Below are 17,511 nucleotides of genomic sequence, written 5' to 3' on the forward strand. Positions count from 1 at the left end.
AGGCGCCGCTTCCGCGCCCCGCTCCGCGATGGCACCCGTCCCGATGACAGGAGCTCCACCCGATGACCCACGCCCTCAGCGCGCCGCGGCACGCGGACCGGCCGGGGAACCCACGTCCCAACGTGATCGTTCCGGTGCTGGCCTTCGGCGGCATCACGGTGTCGCTGATGCAGACCCTGGTCGTGCCGCTCGTGCCGACGCTGCCCAAGCTGCTGGGCGCGAGCGCCGCGAACACCGCGTGGGCGATCACCGCCACCCTGCTGGCCGCCGCCGTCGCCACGCCCACCGTCGGCAGGCTCGGCGACATGTACGGCAAGCGGCGGATGCTGCTGATCAGCCTCGTGACGATGGTGGCGGGCTCCGTGCTCTGCGCGCTCGCCCACAGCTTGACGCCGATGGTGATCGGACGGCTCCTGCAAGGGCTGGCGGCGGGCGTGATCCCGCTCGGCATCAGCATCATGCGCGACGAACTGCCCGCCGAACGGCTCGGCGGCGCGACCGCGCTGATGAGCGCCTCCCTCGGCGTCGGCGGCGCGCTCGGCCTGCCCGCCGCCGCGTTCATCGCCGAGAAGTCGGACTGGCACATGCTGTTCTGGGCCGCGGGTGCGCTCGGCCTCGGCGCCGCCGTGCTCGTGAAGGTCCTCGTGCCGGAGTCCGCGGTGCGCACCGGCGGGCGGTTCGACCTGCCGGGGGCCATCGGCCTGTCCATCGCGCTGCTGTGCCTGCTGCTGGCCCTGTCGAAGGGGGCCGAGTGGGGCTGGGCCAGCGGGATGACCTCGGGACTGGTGCTCGCGGGCCTCGCGACGCTGCTGGTGTGGGGCTGGTGGGAACTGCGCGCCCGGCAACCGCTGGTCGACCTGCGCACCACCGCGCGCCGCCAGGTGCTGCTGACGAACCTCGCGTCCGTGGTGTTCGGGTTCGCGATGTTCGCGATGTCGCTGGTCATCCCGCAACTGCTGCAGCTGCCCGCCGAAACGGGCTACGGGCTCGGGCAGACCATCCTCGCCGCGGGCCTGGTGATGGCCCCCAACGGGCTGGTCATGATGGCGATGTCCCCGGTCTCCGCGTGGATCTCCCGCACTCGCGGGCCGAAGGTGACGTTGATGGCCGGGGCGCTCGTGGTCGCGTCCGGCTACGGGCTGGGGCTGGTGATGATGTCGGCGATCTGGCAGCTCATGGTCATCTCCTGCATCATCGCCGCCGGCATCGGGCTCGCCTACGGCGCGATGCCCGCGCTGGTGATGGGCGCCGTACCGGTGTCGGAGACGGCCGCCGCGAACAGCCTCAACACGTTGATGCGCTCCATCGGCACCTCGGTCTCCAGCGCGACCGCGGGCGTGGTGCTGGCGAACCTCACCATCCAGGTCGGCGGCGCGGCGGTGCCCGCCCTGAGCGGTTTCCAGGTCGTGCTGGCCATCGGGGCGGCATCCTCCTTGCTCGCCTTCGGCGTCGCAGCCTTCCTCCCCGGCCGCGAGGAAACAGCCTGATGAGCCTTCAAGGCAGGAACCCGACATTCCAGGTGAGCAGCGTCCTTGATCGTTGTCTTGTCAGTGGCGAAGCCGCTGAGCAGTGACCACCAGCGCAACCGGCACCGCCGCGGGTTCTCAGTTGCTTCCTCGCGAGGACGGCTTTTTCCCTCGTGGCGGAGCCAGTCGGGAAAAAGATCCCGCAGCGAGGAAGCAACTGAGGTTCCGCCACCCGACCACCAGAGCAGAACGAGCAACAGGCCATCAAGAAGCGAAAGGGGAGTACATGTCCGCTACTGAGGAGTCCCGGCGCGCGGCGCTCGATCCGGCGGTGCTGGGGTTCGACCCGGACGCGCTGCGGGCGCGCTACCGCGCCGAGCGGGACCGGCGGCTGCGGCCTGACGGGTCGGAGCAGTACCAGGCGACGACCGGCGAGTTCGGGTACTACGCCGACGATCCCCACGTGGAGCCGGGATTCGACCGCGAACCGCTGCACGACCACGTCGAGGTGCTCGTGGTCGGCGGCGGGTTCGGCGGCCTGACAGCCGCGGCGAGGCTCGTCGAGCGCGGGTTCAGCGACGTCCGCGTCGTGGAGAAGGCAGGTGACTTCGGCGGAACCTGGTACTGGAACCGGTATCCGGGCGTGCACTGCGACATCGAATCCTACATCTACCTGCCGCTGCTGGAAGAACTCGGTTCGCTGCCGGATTGGAAGTACTCGCCGGGTTCGGAGATCCGGGGCCACGCGCAGGCCATCGGGCACCACTTCGGGCTCTACGCCAACGCCTGCTTCCAGACCGAGGTCACCGACGTCGAGTGGGACGAGTCCGCCACCCGGTGGACCGTGCGCACCGATCGCGGCGACGTGATGACCGCGCGCTACGTCGTGGTCTCCAGCGGGCCGTTCAGCAGGCCGAAGCTGCCCGGCCTGCCCGGCATCGAGACGTTCCGCGGGCACACCTTCCACACCAGCCGGTGGGACTACGACTACACCGGCGGGGACGCGAACGGCGGCATGCACAAGCTCGCCGACAAGCGCGTCGCGGTGATCGGCACCGGTGCGACGGCCATCCAGTGCGTCCCGCACCTGGGCCAGGACGCCGCGCACCTCTACGTGTTCCAGCGGACTCCGTCCTCAGTGGACGAACGCGGCAACCGGCCGACGGACCGGGAGTGGGCGGCGACGCTGACCCCGGGATGGCAGCGCGAGCGGCGGGAGAACTTCCTGACCCTGGTCACCGGCGGCCACGCCGAGCAAGACCTGGTGGGAGACCGCTGGACCGACAGCGTGCAGACGCTGCGCGCCATCATGCCCAGCGGGGACAACGCGATCCCCGAGGCGGAGACCGACGGCGAGCTGCTGGCGGAACTGGCCGACTTCGCGAAGATGAACTCGATCCGCTCGCGGGTGGAGGACGTCGTCGAGGACCCGGCGACCGCCGAAGCGCTCAAGCCCTGGTACCGCCGCATGTGCAAGCGGCCCACGTTCAGCGACACCTACCTGCCCACGTTCAACCGCCCCAACGTGACCCTGGTCGACACCGGGGGAGCGGGCGTGGAGCGGATCACCGAGCGCGGCCTGGTCTCCGGCGGCGTCGAGTACGAAGTGGACTGCATCGTGTTCGCCACCGGGTTCGACCTCGGGGCCGGCCCGGTCGCGGCGGCGGCGCGCACCGTGCGCGGGCGCGACGGCCGCAGCCTCGCCGAGCACTGGAGCACCGGGCTCAAGACGCTGCACGGGTTCTACAGCCACGGCTTCCCCAACTACTTCCGGCTCGGCGCTTCGCAGAACGCGACGTCGGTGAACTTCGCGCACGTGCTCGACGAGCAGTCCGTGCACGTGGCGGAGGTGATCGCCGCCGCCCGCGACCGCGGTGCCCGCTACGTCGAGCCCAGCGAGCAGGCGGAGGCCGCGTGGGTGGCCACGATCCGCGAGAAGGAGCAGTACAGCAAGGAGTTCTTCGAGCAGTGCACTCCGAGCTACTACAACAACGAGGGCAAACCGCGTCAGCGCAGCGAGTCCTACGGCGGCGGGCCGGTCGAGTTCTACCGGCTGCTGCGAACGTGGCGCGCGGAGACCGGCATGACCGACGTGCTGGTGGAAGGGGACGAGCGGTGAGCCGGTTCGGCGCGGAGCAGATCATCAGCCTGCGGTGGGACGTCCGGCGGGAGAACCCGCCGAACGCGCTGTGGGGGTCCAACGGCGTGGCCTTCGGCCCGGACGGCAGGCTGCACGTCGCGCAGTACCTCGCCGGGCAGATCAGCGCCGTCGACGTCGAATCCGGGGACGTCGAGGTCGTCGTCCCGCTGGACGGCCCGGTGCGCTCGCCGGACGACCTGGCCTTCGGCGCGGACGGCTCGATGTACATCACCGACCTCAACCCCGGCCTGGTGTGGCGGCGCACCCCGGCGGGCGAGTTCAGCGTCGTGGCCGAGGGCCTGCGCTGCCCGAACGGGATCACCTGCGTCGGCGATCGGCTGTTCGTCAACGAGATGTACCAGGACGGCCGCGTCTTCGAGCTCTTCCCCGGAGGCGGAGCGCCAGCGGTGCTCACCGACGGGCTCGCGATGGGCAACGCGATGCAGCTCGGCCCGGACGGGCTGCTGTACTACCCGCACATGATGACCGGCGAGGTCTGGCGGATCTCCCCGGAGGGCGGTACGCCGGAGCTGGTCGCCGAGCAGGTGCACCAGCCGGTCGCGGTGCGCTTCGACCGGGGTGGCGAGCTGGTCGTCGTCTCCCGCGGGGTCGAGGGCATCGTGACCCGGTTCGACGGGAGGGGGTCGCGCTCCCTCACGACGACCGGCATCGCGGGCCTGGACAACGCCGCGTTCGACGACGAGAACCGGATGCTGGTCTCCAGCTTCGCCAGCGGCGGCCTGACCCGGATCGACTTCGACGACCGGCCCCGCCCGATCGTCCCGCGCGGCTTCAGCGGCCCGTTCGACGTCACCGCCGACGAGCGGGGCCGCTGGTACGCCACCGACCACTTCCGCCTCGGCACCGCCACCGGCGAGCTGGGCGGCGAGGCGGGCGGGATGCTCATCTCGGAGTTGGGCGGTTTCGCGCACGGCGTGGTCGCCGACGGCGAGCTGCTGCACCTCACCTCCCAGTTCGGCGACGTCCGCACCTACGACCCGGCGGCGGCCACCGTGCGGGTGCGCGCCACCGGGCTCGCCGAACCGGGCGGGGTCGCGGTCGGCGCGGACGGTGCGCTCGTGGTCGCCGAGACCGGGGCGGGGCGGGTGTCCTCGATCGACCGGGACGACGTGGTGACCGTGCTCGCCGACGGGCTCGACGGGCCGGTGGACGTGGCGGTCGGCGCGGCGGGCGAGTGCTACGTGAGCGATCAGCGCGCCGGTCAGGTGCGGCGACTCTCCGACGGCGGCGCGGACGTCGTCGCCGACGGCCTCGCCGAACCCCAGGGGATCACGTGGCGCGACGGTGAGCTGTTCGTGGTCGAGGCGGGGCGGCGCAGGCTCTTGGCGATCGACCCGGGCACCGGCGAACACCGGGTCGAGGCCGAAGAACTCCCGGTCGGGCCGCCACCGGGGAGCAAGCCGACCGAGCGCGTTCCCGTGACGGCGCCCGGAATTCCCGGCCAGCCGCGCGCCTTCGCCGGGATCACCGCCGCCCCGGACGGCTCCCTGCTGCTCGCGGCCGGAGGCGAGGGCACGGTCCTGCGGCTGTCCCGCGGCTGAGCACGCCCGTCGCGCGCCCGATCGGGCGCGCGACGGGCGTCAGCCGGAAGCGCGCGAGCGGATCGTGTTGCGCAGCAGCAACGTGGTGATCACGCTGCTCACACCGACCAGCGCGATCGTGCGCTCGAGCGGGAGGAATTCAGCGACCACACCGAACATCAGGGGCCCGATTCCCTGGATCGTCATGGTCGTGGTGTTGAGCAGCGCGAAGCCCTGGCCCTGGAGTTCGGGCGGGACCGCCTCCAAGAAGCGCCGCTGCAAGCCGAGCAGGTAGGCGGAGCCGCACCCGGTGATCAGGTAGGCGGCCGCGATCACCGGGTGCGGCGGGTTCAAGACGAGGGCGATCAACGGCGTGCCCATGATCAGCAGCAGCGGCAGGACGAGTCGTTCGCGAGTGGCGGGCGGGAACGCTCGCCCGACCACGACGTCGCCGAGCAGCATGCCGACCGAGGTGGCGGCCAAGAGCACACCGGTCTCCGCCGGGCCGAACCCGCGGTGCGCGGAGTAGGGGATGAGCAGGCTGCCACCGGCGGCCAAGTACGCGGCGGGCAGGCACTGGGCCATGATCAACCCGGTGACTCCGGGAGCGCGGGCGAGCGCGGCGTTGCCCTGCCAGGTCCCGCGCACGATCGAACCGCTCGCCCGGACCCGCCCGGTGCGGGGCAGGAACAGGCGGCTGATCACCGACGCGAGCAGGTGCGCCACCGCGGTGAGCAGCATCGTGCGTTCCACGCCCAGCCAGGCGGTCAGCGCCCCGCCCGAAGCCATCCCCACCAACTGCGCGGCGACCGCCACGAGGTACGAGAGCGACCGCCCGAGCACGTAGGCGTCACCGGAGAGGACTCCCGCGAGGACCCGGGCCGTGGCGCCCGTGGTGACCGGGGTCAGGCAGGCCACGGTCGCGACGAGCAGCAGGCTCGCCGCGACCGGGAGGTGCCCTGGCGCGAGCAGCAGCCCGACGACGCACTGCAGGCCGTAGCCGGCGGTGATGAGCGTGCGCGGCGAGAACCGGTCAGCCATCGCGGCGAGGAACAGGCCGCCCGCGGCCTGCGGCAGGAAACCGATCGTGAACGCCATCGCCGTCAGCAGCGGTGAATCGGTCCGCTCGAACACCAGCACCGCCAGCGCCACGGACCGCACCGTGTCCGACATGACGCCGAGCGACCGACCGGCGAACAGCACCCGGAACTGCGAGACGGCGAAGACCTGGCCGTAGGTCGCCTTCACACCGAACTCATCAGTCATACCTTGTGTCTCGTCCCACTGGTCGTTCTGCGTAGGGGGCAGATGGCGGAACCCCGGTTGTCTTCTCGCTGCGGGATCAATTTTCCGACTGGCTCCACACGCAAAATTGCTGTCCTCGCGAGAAGACGACTGAGAACCCGCCGGTGGTCCGGTTGCTCTGGTCGAAGACGTGGTGGTCGAGGAAGTCGTTGCGGAAGCGGTGGTCGGGGTCCCAGCGTTCGGCGAGGGCGCGGAAGTCGGGCAGGCGGGGGTAGCGCTCCGCGAGCACGTCGGGGCCCATCGCCCACACCTTGCCCCAGTGCGGGCGGGCGCCGAACGGTGCCAGCGCCGCTTCGACCGACGGAAGCGCGGCCTCCACGGCGGACTGGTCGAGGCGCCAGGTGAAGTGGATCGCCAGCGAGTCCCGCTCCCAGGCGGGGCTGAGCCAGCGGTCGTCCGCCGCGACCGAGCGCAGTTCGCTCACCAGCAGCACGGGCGCGAACGCGGGGCCCGCTTCGCGCAGCGCCTCGACGGCGGCCGCCGCGTGTTCGGCGCCCACCAGGTACTCGCTCTGGATTTCGGCGCCGCTGCTGGGAGTTCGCCCGGCCCGGAAGTGCGGCAGCCGCTCGTGCCACGGGCCGGGCGCGGCCTGCACGGTGACGTTCTCCGCCGGACCGCCCGCCATCGGGTGCCGCGGCCCGTCCACGAGGCCGACGCCGACGCGGTCGAACGGCCCTGCCTCGTGCGGGATGCCGTCGCGTTCCTTCACCACGCCCTGCCGGACGCCCGCGTCGTCGAAGTCGGTGAACAGGCTGACGCTGTACCCGCTGGCCAGCAGCGCGCCGAGCTCGCCCGGCAGCGCCGTCCACGGCATCGATCCGTACACGTGCTGGGTGACTTGGTAGGCGGGTTCGACGGCGAGCTCCAACCGCGTGATCACGCCGAGCGCGCCGAGCCCGACCACCGCGCCGGGGAACTCGGCGTCGCCCTCGCGCAGCTCGCGGAGCTCGCCGCGCGCGGTCAGCACCTCCAACGCCCGCACGTCGGAGGCCAGGCCGCGCAGCCTGGATCCGGAGCCGTGCGTACCGGTGGAGATCGCGCCGACGACCGACAGGTCCGGCAGGGAGGCCAGGTTCGCCAGCGCCCAACCGCGCGCATGCAGGTGCTCGGCCAGTTCGCGGTAGCGCACCGGGCCGGTGACCGACACGACGCGGCGCGCGGAGTCGATCTCGATCCCGGTCGGCATCGCCGCCAGCGAGATCCGCAGATCCGCGCTGTCGGCGATGCCGTTGAAGGTGTGCCCGGTGCCCGCGACCCGCACCCGATCGCCCGTGGTGACCGCCTCGGCGAGCTCGTCGAGGCCGCGGGGCTCGGCGAACCTCGGTGCGCGGTAGGCGTAGTTGCCCGACCAGTTCGTGCGGATCACTGCTCTCCTAGGCATCCGGTCATCGTGCCTTGCCGCGGGTCAGCCGCGGGCGCCCATCAGGTGTTCGGTCGCGAGCTGCTGCAGGCGCACCAGCCCGAAGCCGTGCCCGTCGAGGTATTCGGCGGCGTCGAACTCCTCGAACGCGGAGCGGTCGGACACCAGCGCCGCGTACCCCTCGCCGTCGGCGAGCGTCGGCACCGCCAGCTCCGGCACCCGCGCCGCGGCCAGCGCTTCCTGCACCTCGGGGTCGGCGCGGAACGCCTCGGCCCGTTCCTTGAGCAGCAGGTAGTTGGCCATGTTGGCGCGCACCGAATCCCACACGCCGGCCTCGTCCTCGGTGCGGCTCGGTTTGAAGTCGAAGTGCCGCGGCCCGTCGTAGGCGGGCACGCCACCGGGGCCGCCGTGCTCCAGCAGGTCCACGAGCGCGAACGCGTTGTGCAGGTCGCCGTGGCCGAACACGAGGTCCTGGTCGTACTTGATGCCGCGCTGGCCGTTGAGGTCGAGGTGGAAGAGCTTGCCGTGGTAGAGCGCCTGCGCGATGCCCGCGGCGTAGTTGAGCCCGGCCATCTGCTCGTGGCCGACCTCCGGGTTGACGCCGACGAGGTCGGGGCGCTCCAGCGAGTCGATGAACGCGATCGCGTGCCCCAGCGTGGGCAGCAGGATGTCGCCGCGCGGCTCGTTCGGCTTCGGTTCGAGCGCGAACCGGAGGTCGTAGCCCTGGTCGGTCACGTACTCGCCGAGCAGGTCCACGGCCTCCCGGTAGCGCTCCAACGCCTGGCCGACGTCCTTCGCGGAGTCGTACTCGGCGCCTTCGCGGCCACCCCACATGACGAAGGTGCGGGCGCCGAGCTCGGCGGCGAGGTCGAGGTTGCGCAGCACCTTGCGCAGCGCGAAGCGGCGCACCGCCCGGTCGTTGGAGGTGAGGCCGCCGTCCTTGAACACGGGGTGGGAGAACAGGTTCGTCGTGACCATCGGGACGACGACCCCGGTGTCGTCGAGCGCCTTCTTCAACCGGTCGATCTCGGTGCGGCGCCGCGCCTCGGTGGAGTCGAACGGGAACAGGTCGTCGTCGTGGAAGGTGAGCCCGTGCGCGCCGAGTTCGGCGAGCTTCTCCACGGCGTGCACGGTGTCCATCGGGGATCGGGTGGGGCCGCCGAACGGGTCGGCTCCGGTGTAGCCGATGGTCCAGAGGCCGAAGGAGAACCGGTCGGCCGGAGTGGGGGTGACGCTCATGATCGCTCGACTCCCTCGCAATATGTTCGGTTGGAGAACATAATAGGGTTCGGCTGCGAGCGGTGACAACACTCGAACCCTGCTCCGAACGATGGGAAGTGGATGCGCGGGAGCAATCTGGATCGCGTTCGGCGCGGCAACCTCGCGACCGTGCTGGGCCTCGTGCACCGCGGGGGAGCGCTGTCGCGCGCCGAGATCACGCGGACCACCGGGCTCAGCCGCTCCACCGTGGCCGCGCTCATCGCCGAACTCACCGACCTGGGGTTCGTGCTCGAATCCGGACCGGGAGCCACGGCCAAGGTCGGTCGCCCCTCGCCCCTGGTGCATCCCGATCCCGGCTGCGTCGCGATCACCGTGAACCCCGAGCTGGACGCGGTCACCGTCGGCGTGGTGAGCCTCGGCGGCAAGGTCCGGACCCGGGTCCGCAACGAGGTCGGGCACCCGGTCACGGCGGCGGAGACCGTCGAGATCGTCGTCGGCGACCTCGCGGACCTGGCGCCGGAGCTCGCGAGCAGCCGCGTGGCGGGCATCGGGGTCGCCGTGCCCGGCCTGGTCCGCGAAGGCGACGGCGTGGTCCGGTGGGCGCCGCACCTCGGCTGGCGCGAGGAGCCGATCGCGGCGGCGCTGCACCGGGCCACCGGTCATGCCGCGTTCGCCGCGAACGACGCGAGCCTGGGCGCGCTGGCCGAGCACATCTTCGGCGCGGGCGTCGGCGTGCGCGATCTCGTGTACCTCAACGGCGGCGCGAGCGGCATCGGCGGCGGCGTCATCACCGGTGGCGCGCCGCTCGGCGGGGTCGGCGGTTACGCGGGGGAGTTCGGCCGGACCCGGCCGGGCGTGCGCGACCCTGCCGACCGCGCGGTCGCCGACGGGACGCTGGAGGACGAGGTGGGCCGGGCTCGCCTGCTCGCGCTGCTCGGGCTCGACTCGGCCGACCAGGTCGAGCTCTCCGCGGCGCTCGCCGCGTCGGCCGATCGCGCGGTCCGCGCCGAACTCGCCCGGCAGGCGCGGGTGCTCAGCGTCGCGGTCAGCAACGCGGTCAACGTGCTCGACCCGGAGATGGTGGTGCTCGGCGGTTTCCTCGCGGACGTGCTGCGCGCCGACCCGGAGGGGTTCACCGGCCTGGTGCGGGACCAGTCGGTCGGGCCCGCGTCGGAGGGGGTGCGGATCGTGCCCGCGGCGCTCGGCGCGGACCTGCTCATGATCGGCGCGGGGCAGCTCGCGCTGCACCGGCTGCTCGCCGACCCGGCCGCGATCAGGGACCGCTCCGGGGTGAACGGACCGCCCGCCCCGGATCGCGGAGCGTGAGCGGGCGCCGGTGTTCGCGGACAGCTCAAGACACCTGCCTTAACGCCGTGACCTCGGCGAACGACCTGTGCTCACACGTCCTTCGGCCGGTACGTGACCGGGTTCGCCTTCATCACTCGAAAGTGGCATCTAAACTGGGTGAGCCGCCCGCGTCACGCGGGCGGCGGTGCAGGCGATGGCATGCCTGGGGGGAAGTAGCGAGGTCTCGGCTCTTGGCCGTCGCACGTTCATGACGTGCCGAGACCGGTGGTACCGGACCACTCGGCTCGTCCGGACCGAGTCCGCCGGTGTCGGCGGGTGATGTTTCTCGGAGCACGGTTTCCAGGCGCCGCGACGCGGCCGCGCCGGAGAACGCGCTCCACCTAGTTCTGTGAGGGGTACTCGAACCATGACCGACTCCACGAGAGCCGTGGACGCGGAGTCCGATCGCGGGGCCGCAGCTCCACCGCGAGCCGCCGTGCTGCTCGGTGTGCTGGTCGTCTCGGCCTTCGTCATGATCCTCAACGAGACGATCCTGAGCGTCGCGCTGCGCGACCTCACGGTCGACCTCGGAGTGTCGACCACGACCGTGCAGTGGCTGACCAGCGGATTCCTGCTGACGATGGCCGTGGTCATCCCGATCACCGGGTTCCTGCTGGAGCGGTTCACGCCGCGCCAGATCTTCATCGCCTCGCTGACCATGTTCAGCATCGGCACCCTGCTCAGCGGCCTGGCGCCCGGTTTCGGGGTGCTGCTGGTCGGTCGCGTCGTGCAGGCGTGCGGGACCGCGGTGATGATGCCGCTGCTGATGACCTCGGTGATGCGCCTGGTGCCGGTGTCGAAGCGCGGCGCGACGATGGGCACGATCACCATCGTGATCGCCGTCGCCCCCGCCGTGGGGCCGACGATCGGTGGTGCGGTGCTCGCGTCGCTGGGCTGGCGCTGGATGTTCTGGCTGGTGTTGCCGCTGTCGCTGCTGGCCTTGGCCATCGGCGTGGTCTGGATGCGGCTGGACGGCGAGACGCGACGGGTGCCGCTGGACGTGCTGTCGGTGGTGCTGTCCGCGGCCGGTTTCGGCGGCCTGCTCTACGGCCTGTCGTCGATCGGCGAGTCCGGCGGGGGCGACCACCCGGTGCCGCCGTGGGCGCCGATCGTGGTCGGCGCGCTCGCGCTGGCGGCGTTCGTGGTGCGCCAGCTCCGCCTGCAGCGCCAGGACCGCGCGCTGCTGGACCTGCGCCCGTTCAAGATCCGGTCGTTCGTCGTGGCGCTGGTGCTCACGGCGCTGCTGTTCATGTGCCTGCTGGGCGCCGGCGCGATCATGCTGCCGCTGTACCTGCAGACGGTGCTCAACACCAGCACGTTCGGCAGCGGCCTGGCGGTGCTGCCCGGCGGTCTTGTGCTCGGGCTGCTCGGCAGGCCGGTGGGGCGGCTGTTCGACCGCTACGGCGCGCGTCGCCTGGTGATCCCCGGTGCGCTCGCGATGGCGGTGTCGCTGGGGTTGTTCGCCACGCTGGGCGCGGACTCGTCGCTGGGCGCGGTGATCGCGATCCACGTGCTGATGATGACGGGGCTCGGGATGATGATGACGCCGTTGATGACGGAGTCGCTCAGCGCCCTGCCGGACCACCTGCATTCCCACGGCAGCGCGATCCTCGCGACGCTGCAGCAGGTCGCGGGTGCCTTCGGCACGGCGGTGTTCGTCACCGTCGCCTCGCTCGGCAGCACCGCGCCGTCCGGCGCACCCGACGCCGCCGGCCTGCGCACGGCGTTCCTCGTCGCGGCGGTGATCGGCGCGGCCGCGTTCGCGACCTCGCTGTTCGTCCGCTCCTCCGGCGGATCGGGCGAGCCGGTGTCGGTGACGAGCTCGGACGACGAGCACCGACCCAGCGAGACGGCGACCAAGTAGCAGCTCCGGTGGTCGGCTGAAGAGCCGACCGCTTCGGCGCGATCACTCCGGTGATCGCGCCGAAGTGCTTTCCGGGGCCCCTTTTCCGTCGAACACTCGATCGGGCGTTTTCCCGGATGTCATGGGCGATTCCTCGATTCGTCCGTTCCCCTGATGCGTCAAGATCGAGTGCGTTCCGCACCTGATTCGCGCAGTTCCGGCTCTTTCGACGAACGCGGTGACCGGTCGCGAATGCTGCAACCGGAACGCGTGATCAGGGGAGAAAAAGCGACGACAGGGAGGTGTTGCATGGCTGCCACCACTGGTACGCCCCGTGCGAAAGCTCTTTCGGCCGCGCTGCGCGACGCGCGGGAAACGCGCGGAGTCGGCCTCCGGGTGTTAGCGAGACGACTGGAGTTCCCGCACACCCAGATCCTGCACTGGGAGACCGGCCACCAGGTTCCCGGCGTCGAACCGGTCGCGATGATCCTCACGGCGCTGCGGGTCTCGGCGGGGGAACGGGAGCGGATCCTCGAGCTGGCCCGCGACGCGTTCACCGCCGGAATTCCGCAGCGGCCGACCGCGGTCGAGTGCGAACGTGCCCCCGCGTCGATCGTGGAGTGGTCACCGGCGGCCGTTCCCGAGCTGCTGCGCACCGGCGAGTACCGCCGCGCGCTCCTCGGCGTGCGAGGCATGCCGGAGTCCGATCGGGACACCGGCGCGGTGCCCCGGGCCGACGTGCTGGCCAAGAGCGACCCACCGGCGTTCGAAGCGCTGATCGGCGAGACCGTGGCGCACGAGCCGATCGGGTCCGCCCAGATCATGATCGCGCAGCTCGACCACCTCATCGAGATGTGCGCGCGCCCGGACATCACGATCCGGGTGGTGCCGCTGCGGGTCGGGTGGCACCCGGGCTGGTCGGGCCCGTTCGTCGTCCACGAGTTCCCGGGCGGTCTCGCGGTCGTGCGCTTCGAGCACGGCGTCTCCGGCGCGTTCGTCCCCGCTGGGCACGACGTCCGTGACTGTCGCGAAGCGGCGAGCAAGATCCGCGATGTGGCCCTGAGCCCGGCCGGCTCGGTCGATCACCTGGTGCGGGCTCGCAGGCAATGGGAGCGGGGCGGCGGGAACCGCGTGGCGCCGCCGGATCCGCGAGGGCTCGACGCCGAATAGGCGCCCTGGACGCCCTGGGGCGGTGTTCACGTGAGGTGCGGCGAATCCCGTTTCGCGGCAACGGACTTCTCCAGCGCCTCGATCACCCCGCTGCTTCCAGCGGGTGTTCCTCCTCGACGTCCGCGCGGGTGCAGGTGCTGATGCGGACTTCGGTGCCGTGCGCGGTGGTCCGCTGCTCGGAGTGGAAGCCCGCCGCCATCCGGGTGAGCCGCGCGTGGGTGACCTCGGATTCGAGCACGACCCGGTCGGCCGCGGGATCGCTGAGGACCATCTTGACGATCGTGCGCAGGATCGCCGTCGCCAGTTCGGGGTTCTCGTCCCCGGTGGGGGAGGCGAGCAGTCGCACGCCGACCGCCCCGGAGCGCTTGCCCGGCGTGGCGTGCTCCGGGGGGAAGGTCTCGAACAGGAACGCCGGGACGTCGTCGCGGAATCCGAGGTAGACCCGGCGTTCCGGCGTCAGCAGCATCGTTTCCAGCAGCTGCCGCACCTTCGTCGTCCGGCCCGGCGCCGTGGCCGGGCGGGCGTCGAGCAGCCACCGGCGCAGCAGCGTCACGTCGGCGCGGATGTCGATGGGCCGCAGCGCGAAGAAGCCCCAGTTCAGGTCGAAGGTGCTGAACGCGATGTCCTGCGGGGTCCTGGTCCAAGCCATGCTTCCTCCGTCGCTTGCGAGCGCGCCGGTCGGTGCGGACACCGCCCGGAGAATTAGTTAGGTTAGCCTAACCATGGTTGGGTTGCGGATGCAATCTCCCGGCCACGACGGGCGCCGGCTTTCGTCGTTCCGCCCCCGTTCACCTGGTGATCGCCTACCGTTCGATCAAGCGTGCTTCTAGGGGGAATCACATGCACAGCAGGCGAACAGTGCTCAAGGGCGTCGCGGCGGGAGCGGTCTTCGGATCGGCCTCGCTGGCGAGCGGCGCGACCGCGAGCGCGGCGGCGGGCTACCACCTCGCCGTGGTCGATCAGAACTCCAAGACCGTGCGGATCTACGACCGCGACGCGACGCGCTGGAACGACGACGCGGTGATCTGGACCTTCGAGGGCAAGGAACCGCTGCTCGGCAAGAAGTGGTGGGCCGACCTGTCCGACGTCAAGATCCGCAAGACCGCGAAGCGCGGGCTCATCGCGCTCGTCGTCGCCTCCGGCGGCGGGGCCGGGGTCGTCGACATCAAGAAGCGCGGCGAGCACACCGACTCCGACAACGACTTGATCTGGGACGCCTACCCGGACGACAACCCGCATTCGATCGAGCGGATTCCGTACAACGGCTCGATCCTCACCGCCAGCTCCAAGGGCGAGAAGAACCTCCAGCTGTACTCGCCGAAGAACGCCGATTCCATCGACGACTTCGACGGTTACGAGAAGGTCAACTCCTGGACGTTCCCCGGTGCGCACGGCATCCTCTGGGATCCGCGGACGAAGGACTCGGTGGCAGAGGGCGTGCTGTGGGTGCTGGGGGACGGCAAGCTCGTCGGCTACAAGGTCAAGGGCTCCGGGCAGAACACCGACCTGGACGTGTGGCGGACGGTGCCCATCGAGCACGACGGCGCGAAGATGGGCCACGACCTGCAACCCGACTACACCCACCGCGGGCGGCTGCTGCTGACCGACAGCAAGGGCGTCTACAGCTACGACGTCAACGACGACAAGGTGATCAGCAAGCCGATCTGGGCGAAGGGCCGGGTCAAGTCCATCGCGCGCCACCCCGGCACCGGCGAGTACGTGTGGGTCGTCGGCTCGCCGGACACGGGGGAGATGGGCACGAAGGTCAGCATCGGCACGGAGCTGGGGAAGCCGTCGACCGAACGGGGCTGGGCGGACGCCCGGTTCTACAAGGCGCGGATCTTCTCGCCGGACTACGAGTGAGTCGCTCGGCGCTGAGCCGGGTGGTCCGCTCGTGCGGGATTTCCCGCTGACGATCCGGTTCGGCGGGGCGGCGGCAGCTGTTTCTTCGGTCAGCTGTCCGGAAATCTCCTTCCGGCAGCTGATCGTTCTCCTTGAGTTCCGGGGATATCGTGGCCGGACCGTCGTGGTCGCGCCGCGAACCGGGTCGTTCGGACGGGCCCTGGAGAGGAGATCGCTCGTGAACAGCCATGATCCTTCGGTGCGCCGGACACCGTCCATCCCGGAGGGCGTGGCCCTGACGGCAGCGGCGGTGGCGCAGGAACGCGCGGTCGAATCCGCCGCTCCTGGCGCCCTCGTGCGGGACCCGTGGGCGCGGAAGCTGGTGGACGCGGCGGTGGCGGCGGCGCCGGACTCGCACCAGCAGTGGCGGTGGCTGGCCGACGGGGCCACTCCCGGGTCGATGGTCCCGGCGATGAGCGGCTTCCTGGCGTTGCGCACCCGCTGGATCGACGACGCGGTCCTCGCCGCCGTGACGGCCGGAGCGCGCCAAGTCGTGGTGCTCGGCGCCGGATTCGACACCCGCGCGCTGCGCCTCCCGTGGCCGGGCGAGGTCGACGTGTTCACAGTGGACCAGCCGGAAGTGGTGGCCTTCGTCCGGCACGTGCTCGACGGCGTCGCGTCCGCGCCCGGCGTGCGCTGGACCTCGGTCGCCGCCGACCTCACGGAGTCCTGGCCGGTCGCGCTGCGGGAATCCGGATTCGCCCCGGACGTCGCGACGGTCTGGATCGTGGAGGGCCTGCTGATGTACTTCGGGCCGGGCGAGGTGGAGGTGCTGCTGTCGGCCGTGCGGCAGCTGTCCGCACCCGGGTCGGCGCTGTTCACCGACGTCGCCGACCGCCGCGTGTTCGAGGTGGAGACGTTCGCGTCGGGTCGGGAAGTCCTCGGCGACAACCGGTCCCCGGTGCGCAGCGCGCTCGACGATCCGGCGACGTGGTTCGCGGCCCGCGGGTGGAACGCGCGGCTGGTCGACCCGCGCGCGCTGGCCGGTGCCCACGGCCGCGTCGTACCGCCCGTGCTCGACCCAGCCGGGCCGACGTTCCACTTCGCCGAGGCCGTCCTCCGGTGACCGTCAGTTCTTGCGGCCCACGAGGTGGAAGACGCGGCTGAGGCCGCGGTAGGGGTCGCGGCGGCTCGCTTCGAGCTCCGCCGCGGCCGTCGCCGCGACCCGCTGCTCGTCGTCGGGGTCGAGCTCGGTCCCGCTGAACTCCAGCCAGTCGACGAACAACCACACCCCGTACCAGCGCAGCGGTTCCACGTCCCCGGCGCGCAGGAGTTCGCTGAGCTCGTCGACCGTGTCGGCCCGGCCCGGCACGCCCAGCACCCCGATCTCGGTCCGGGAGTCGAACGCGGCCAGCGCGTCCTCCCAGCGCTGCTCCATCGCCGGGCGCACCGCCATGGCCGCCGCGTTCGCGGTCATGATGGAGACGAGCCCGCCGGTGTCGGCGCAGCGGCACAGCTGCTCGACCAGCGGCTCCGGCCGGTCGAGGTACCCGAGGACTCCGTGGCACAGCACGGCGTCGAACCGAGCGCCGTCGACCGCGTCCACCGCCCGCGCGCCGTCGGCGTGCAGCAGCGCCACCCGATCCCGCGCCTCGGCCGGTATCCGTTGCTCGGCCTTGTCCAGCATCGCCCGCGACGGATCGAGCACCGTCACCTCGTACCCGGCCCGCGCCAGCGGGAACGACTGGTGCCCCGCCCCGCCGCCGACGTCGAGCACCTTCGCCGGAGGCGGCGGCAGGTGCTCCAGCAGCTGCCGGTGCAGCACGTAGGTCCGCACCCGTCCCTTCACCGAGGCGTAAGCCCCCTCGGCGAACTGATCGGCCAGCCCGGCCCAAGCATCCTCACCCATGGCGCCAAGGTAGGCCCTCGCCCCTGGCCCCAGGATTGAGTTCGGTCAGTGATGCCGCCGTGCGGGGTGGCGAGCGAGTCATGGTGGCGGATCGAAGTCCTGCGGCGCCTTCGCGCTCGGCCGCGCCGTCCTGCGTCAGCGGAGCCGCCCCGGTCTGACTGGACCAGGTTGATCAACGCCCCTTGCCCCTTGCGGTCCTCGAGGCCGATGGAGGAGTGCACGCTGATGCGGATTGATTTCGCGCATCGTGCGCGGGTGCGTTTTCTGGTCGGGGTGTGCGGATTATGTTTGCGCGCGGGGGAGGTGCGGCCGGGACTCGGCATCGAGGAGGCGCGGTCAGCTCGTCGTGGGGTGCGGCTGGTCCTTG

13 protein-coding genes are annotated in these 17,511 nt (G+C 71.4%); 8 read left to right on the forward strand and 5 right to left on the reverse strand.

The genetic code is table 11. From position 1 onward, the window contains the following. Positions 1-62 precede the first annotated feature (62 nt). The 3 genes from BJ969_RS10450 to BJ969_RS10460 all read left to right on the forward strand — a co-directional run bounded on the left by BJ969_RS10450 (position 63) and on the right by BJ969_RS10460 (position 5,168). Positions 63-1,487 carry an MFS transporter gene (locus BJ969_RS10450; protein ID WP_184478748.1) on the forward strand — a complete coding sequence of 475 codons (1,425 nt, stop codon included), beginning with the start codon at positions 63-65 and terminating at the stop codon, positions 1,485-1,487. A 265-nt stretch (positions 1,488-1,752) separates the two neighbouring features. Beyond that, entirely contained in the window at positions 1,753-3,585 is a 1,833-nt protein-coding gene (locus BJ969_RS10455) for a flavin-containing monooxygenase (RefSeq protein WP_184478749.1), read from the forward strand. Further along, entirely contained in the window at positions 3,582-5,168 is a 1,587-nt protein-coding gene (locus BJ969_RS10460; RefSeq protein WP_184478750.1) for a hypothetical protein, read from the forward strand. Before BJ969_RS10455 ends, BJ969_RS10460 begins: the two co-directional genes overlap by 4 nt. Before the next feature lie 39 nt (positions 5,169-5,207). Here BJ969_RS10460 and BJ969_RS10465 read toward each other — a convergent pair whose 3' ends face one another. The 3 genes from BJ969_RS10465 to xylA all read right to left on the reverse strand — a co-directional run bounded on the left by BJ969_RS10465 (position 5,208) and on the right by xylA (position 9,051). Then, entirely contained in the window at positions 5,208-6,413 is a 1,206-nt protein-coding gene (locus BJ969_RS10465) for an MFS transporter (protein WP_184478751.1), read from the reverse strand. Between the two features lie 76 nt (positions 6,414-6,489). Further along, a complete protein-coding gene (locus BJ969_RS10470; RefSeq protein ID WP_184478752.1) occupies positions 6,490-7,833 on the reverse strand; it encodes an FAD-binding protein in 1,344 nt (447 codons plus the stop codon). Positions 7,834-7,857: 24 nt separating this feature from the next. Then, entirely contained in the window at positions 7,858-9,051 is a 1,194-nt protein-coding gene (gene xylA / locus BJ969_RS10475) for a xylose isomerase (protein WP_184478753.1), read from the reverse strand. A 102-nt stretch (positions 9,052-9,153) separates the two neighbouring features. Here xylA and BJ969_RS10480 point away from each other — a divergent pair, with 102 nt between their 5' ends. From BJ969_RS10480 to BJ969_RS10490, 3 genes are all read left to right on the forward strand, one after another. Then, on the forward strand, positions 9,154-10,359 hold the full coding sequence (locus BJ969_RS10480; RefSeq protein WP_184478754.1) for an ROK family transcriptional regulator: 1,206 nt from the start codon (positions 9,154-9,156) through the stop codon (positions 10,357-10,359). Between the two features lie 388 nt (positions 10,360-10,747). After that, on the forward strand, positions 10,748-12,244 hold the full coding sequence (locus BJ969_RS10485; protein ID WP_184478755.1) for an MDR family MFS transporter: 1,497 nt from the start codon (positions 10,748-10,750) through the stop codon (positions 12,242-12,244). 288 nt (positions 12,245-12,532) lie between these two features. Further along, positions 12,533-13,393: a helix-turn-helix domain-containing protein gene (locus BJ969_RS10490; RefSeq protein ID WP_184478756.1), complete on the forward strand. Its 861-nt coding sequence runs from the start codon at positions 12,533-12,535 to the stop codon at positions 13,391-13,393. 82 nt (positions 13,394-13,475) lie between these two features. Here the strand turns inward: BJ969_RS10490 and BJ969_RS10495 are convergent, their stop codons facing one another. Continuing rightward, entirely contained in the window at positions 13,476-14,042 is a 567-nt protein-coding gene (locus BJ969_RS10495) for a GNAT family N-acetyltransferase (protein ID WP_184478757.1), read from the reverse strand. Between the two features lie 191 nt (positions 14,043-14,233). Between BJ969_RS10495 and BJ969_RS10500 the strand changes: the two genes are divergently transcribed. After that, the gene (locus tag BJ969_RS10500) at positions 14,234-15,256 is read left to right on the forward strand and encodes a DUF6528 family protein (RefSeq protein WP_184486146.1); all 1,023 of its coding nucleotides are present in this window, start codon (positions 14,234-14,236) and stop codon (positions 15,254-15,256) included. 217 nt (positions 15,257-15,473) lie between these two features. Continuing rightward, positions 15,474-16,361: an SAM-dependent methyltransferase gene (locus BJ969_RS10505; protein ID WP_184478758.1), complete on the forward strand. Its 888-nt coding sequence runs from the start codon at positions 15,474-15,476 to the stop codon at positions 16,359-16,361. Between the two features lie 3 nt (positions 16,362-16,364). On the opposite strand, the gene BJ969_RS10510 is transcribed toward BJ969_RS10505, so the two are convergent. Beyond that, positions 16,365-17,144: a class I SAM-dependent methyltransferase gene (locus BJ969_RS10510; protein ID WP_184478759.1), complete on the reverse strand. Its 780-nt coding sequence runs from the start codon at positions 17,142-17,144 to the stop codon at positions 16,365-16,367. Positions 17,145-17,511: the final 367 nt, after the last annotated feature.

This window comes from Saccharopolyspora gloriosae, assembly GCF_014203325.1.
Classification (GTDB): Bacteria; Actinomycetota; Actinomycetes; order Mycobacteriales; family Pseudonocardiaceae; genus Saccharopolyspora_C; species Saccharopolyspora_C gloriosae.

Excerpts from the sequence above, each read along its gene's own strand:
- BJ969_RS10470 (WP_184478752.1), bottom strand. The coding sequence starts at position 7,833 with ATGCCTAGGAGAGCAGTGATCCGCACGAACTGGTCGGGCAACTACGCC.
- BJ969_RS10490 (WP_184478756.1), top strand. The coding sequence starts at position 12,533 with ATGGCTGCCACCACTGGTACGCCCCGTGCGAAAGCTCTTTCGGCCGCG.
- BJ969_RS10450 (WP_184478748.1), top strand. The coding sequence starts at position 63 with ATGACCCACGCCCTCAGCGCGCCGCGGCACGCGGACCGGCCGGGGAAC.
- BJ969_RS10500 (WP_184486146.1), top strand. The coding sequence starts at position 14,234 with ATGCACAGCAGGCGAACAGTGCTCAAGGGCGTCGCGGCGGGAGCGGTC.
- BJ969_RS10495 (WP_184478757.1), bottom strand. The coding sequence starts at position 14,042 with ATGGCTTGGACCAGGACCCCGCAGGACATCGCGTTCAGCACCTTCGAC.
- BJ969_RS10455 (WP_184478749.1), top strand. The coding sequence starts at position 1,753 with ATGTCCGCTACTGAGGAGTCCCGGCGCGCGGCGCTCGATCCGGCGGTG.
- BJ969_RS10480 (WP_184478754.1), top strand. The coding sequence starts at position 9,154 with ATGCGCGGGAGCAATCTGGATCGCGTTCGGCGCGGCAACCTCGCGACC.
- BJ969_RS10485 (WP_184478755.1), top strand. The coding sequence starts at position 10,748 with ATGACCGACTCCACGAGAGCCGTGGACGCGGAGTCCGATCGCGGGGCC.
- BJ969_RS10465 (WP_184478751.1), bottom strand. The coding sequence starts at position 6,413 with ATGACTGATGAGTTCGGTGTGAAGGCGACCTACGGCCAGGTCTTCGCC.
- xylA (WP_184478753.1), bottom strand. The coding sequence starts at position 9,051 with ATGAGCGTCACCCCCACTCCGGCCGACCGGTTCTCCTTCGGCCTCTGG.
- BJ969_RS10510 (WP_184478759.1), bottom strand. The coding sequence starts at position 17,144 with ATGGGTGAGGATGCTTGGGCCGGGCTGGCCGATCAGTTCGCCGAGGGG.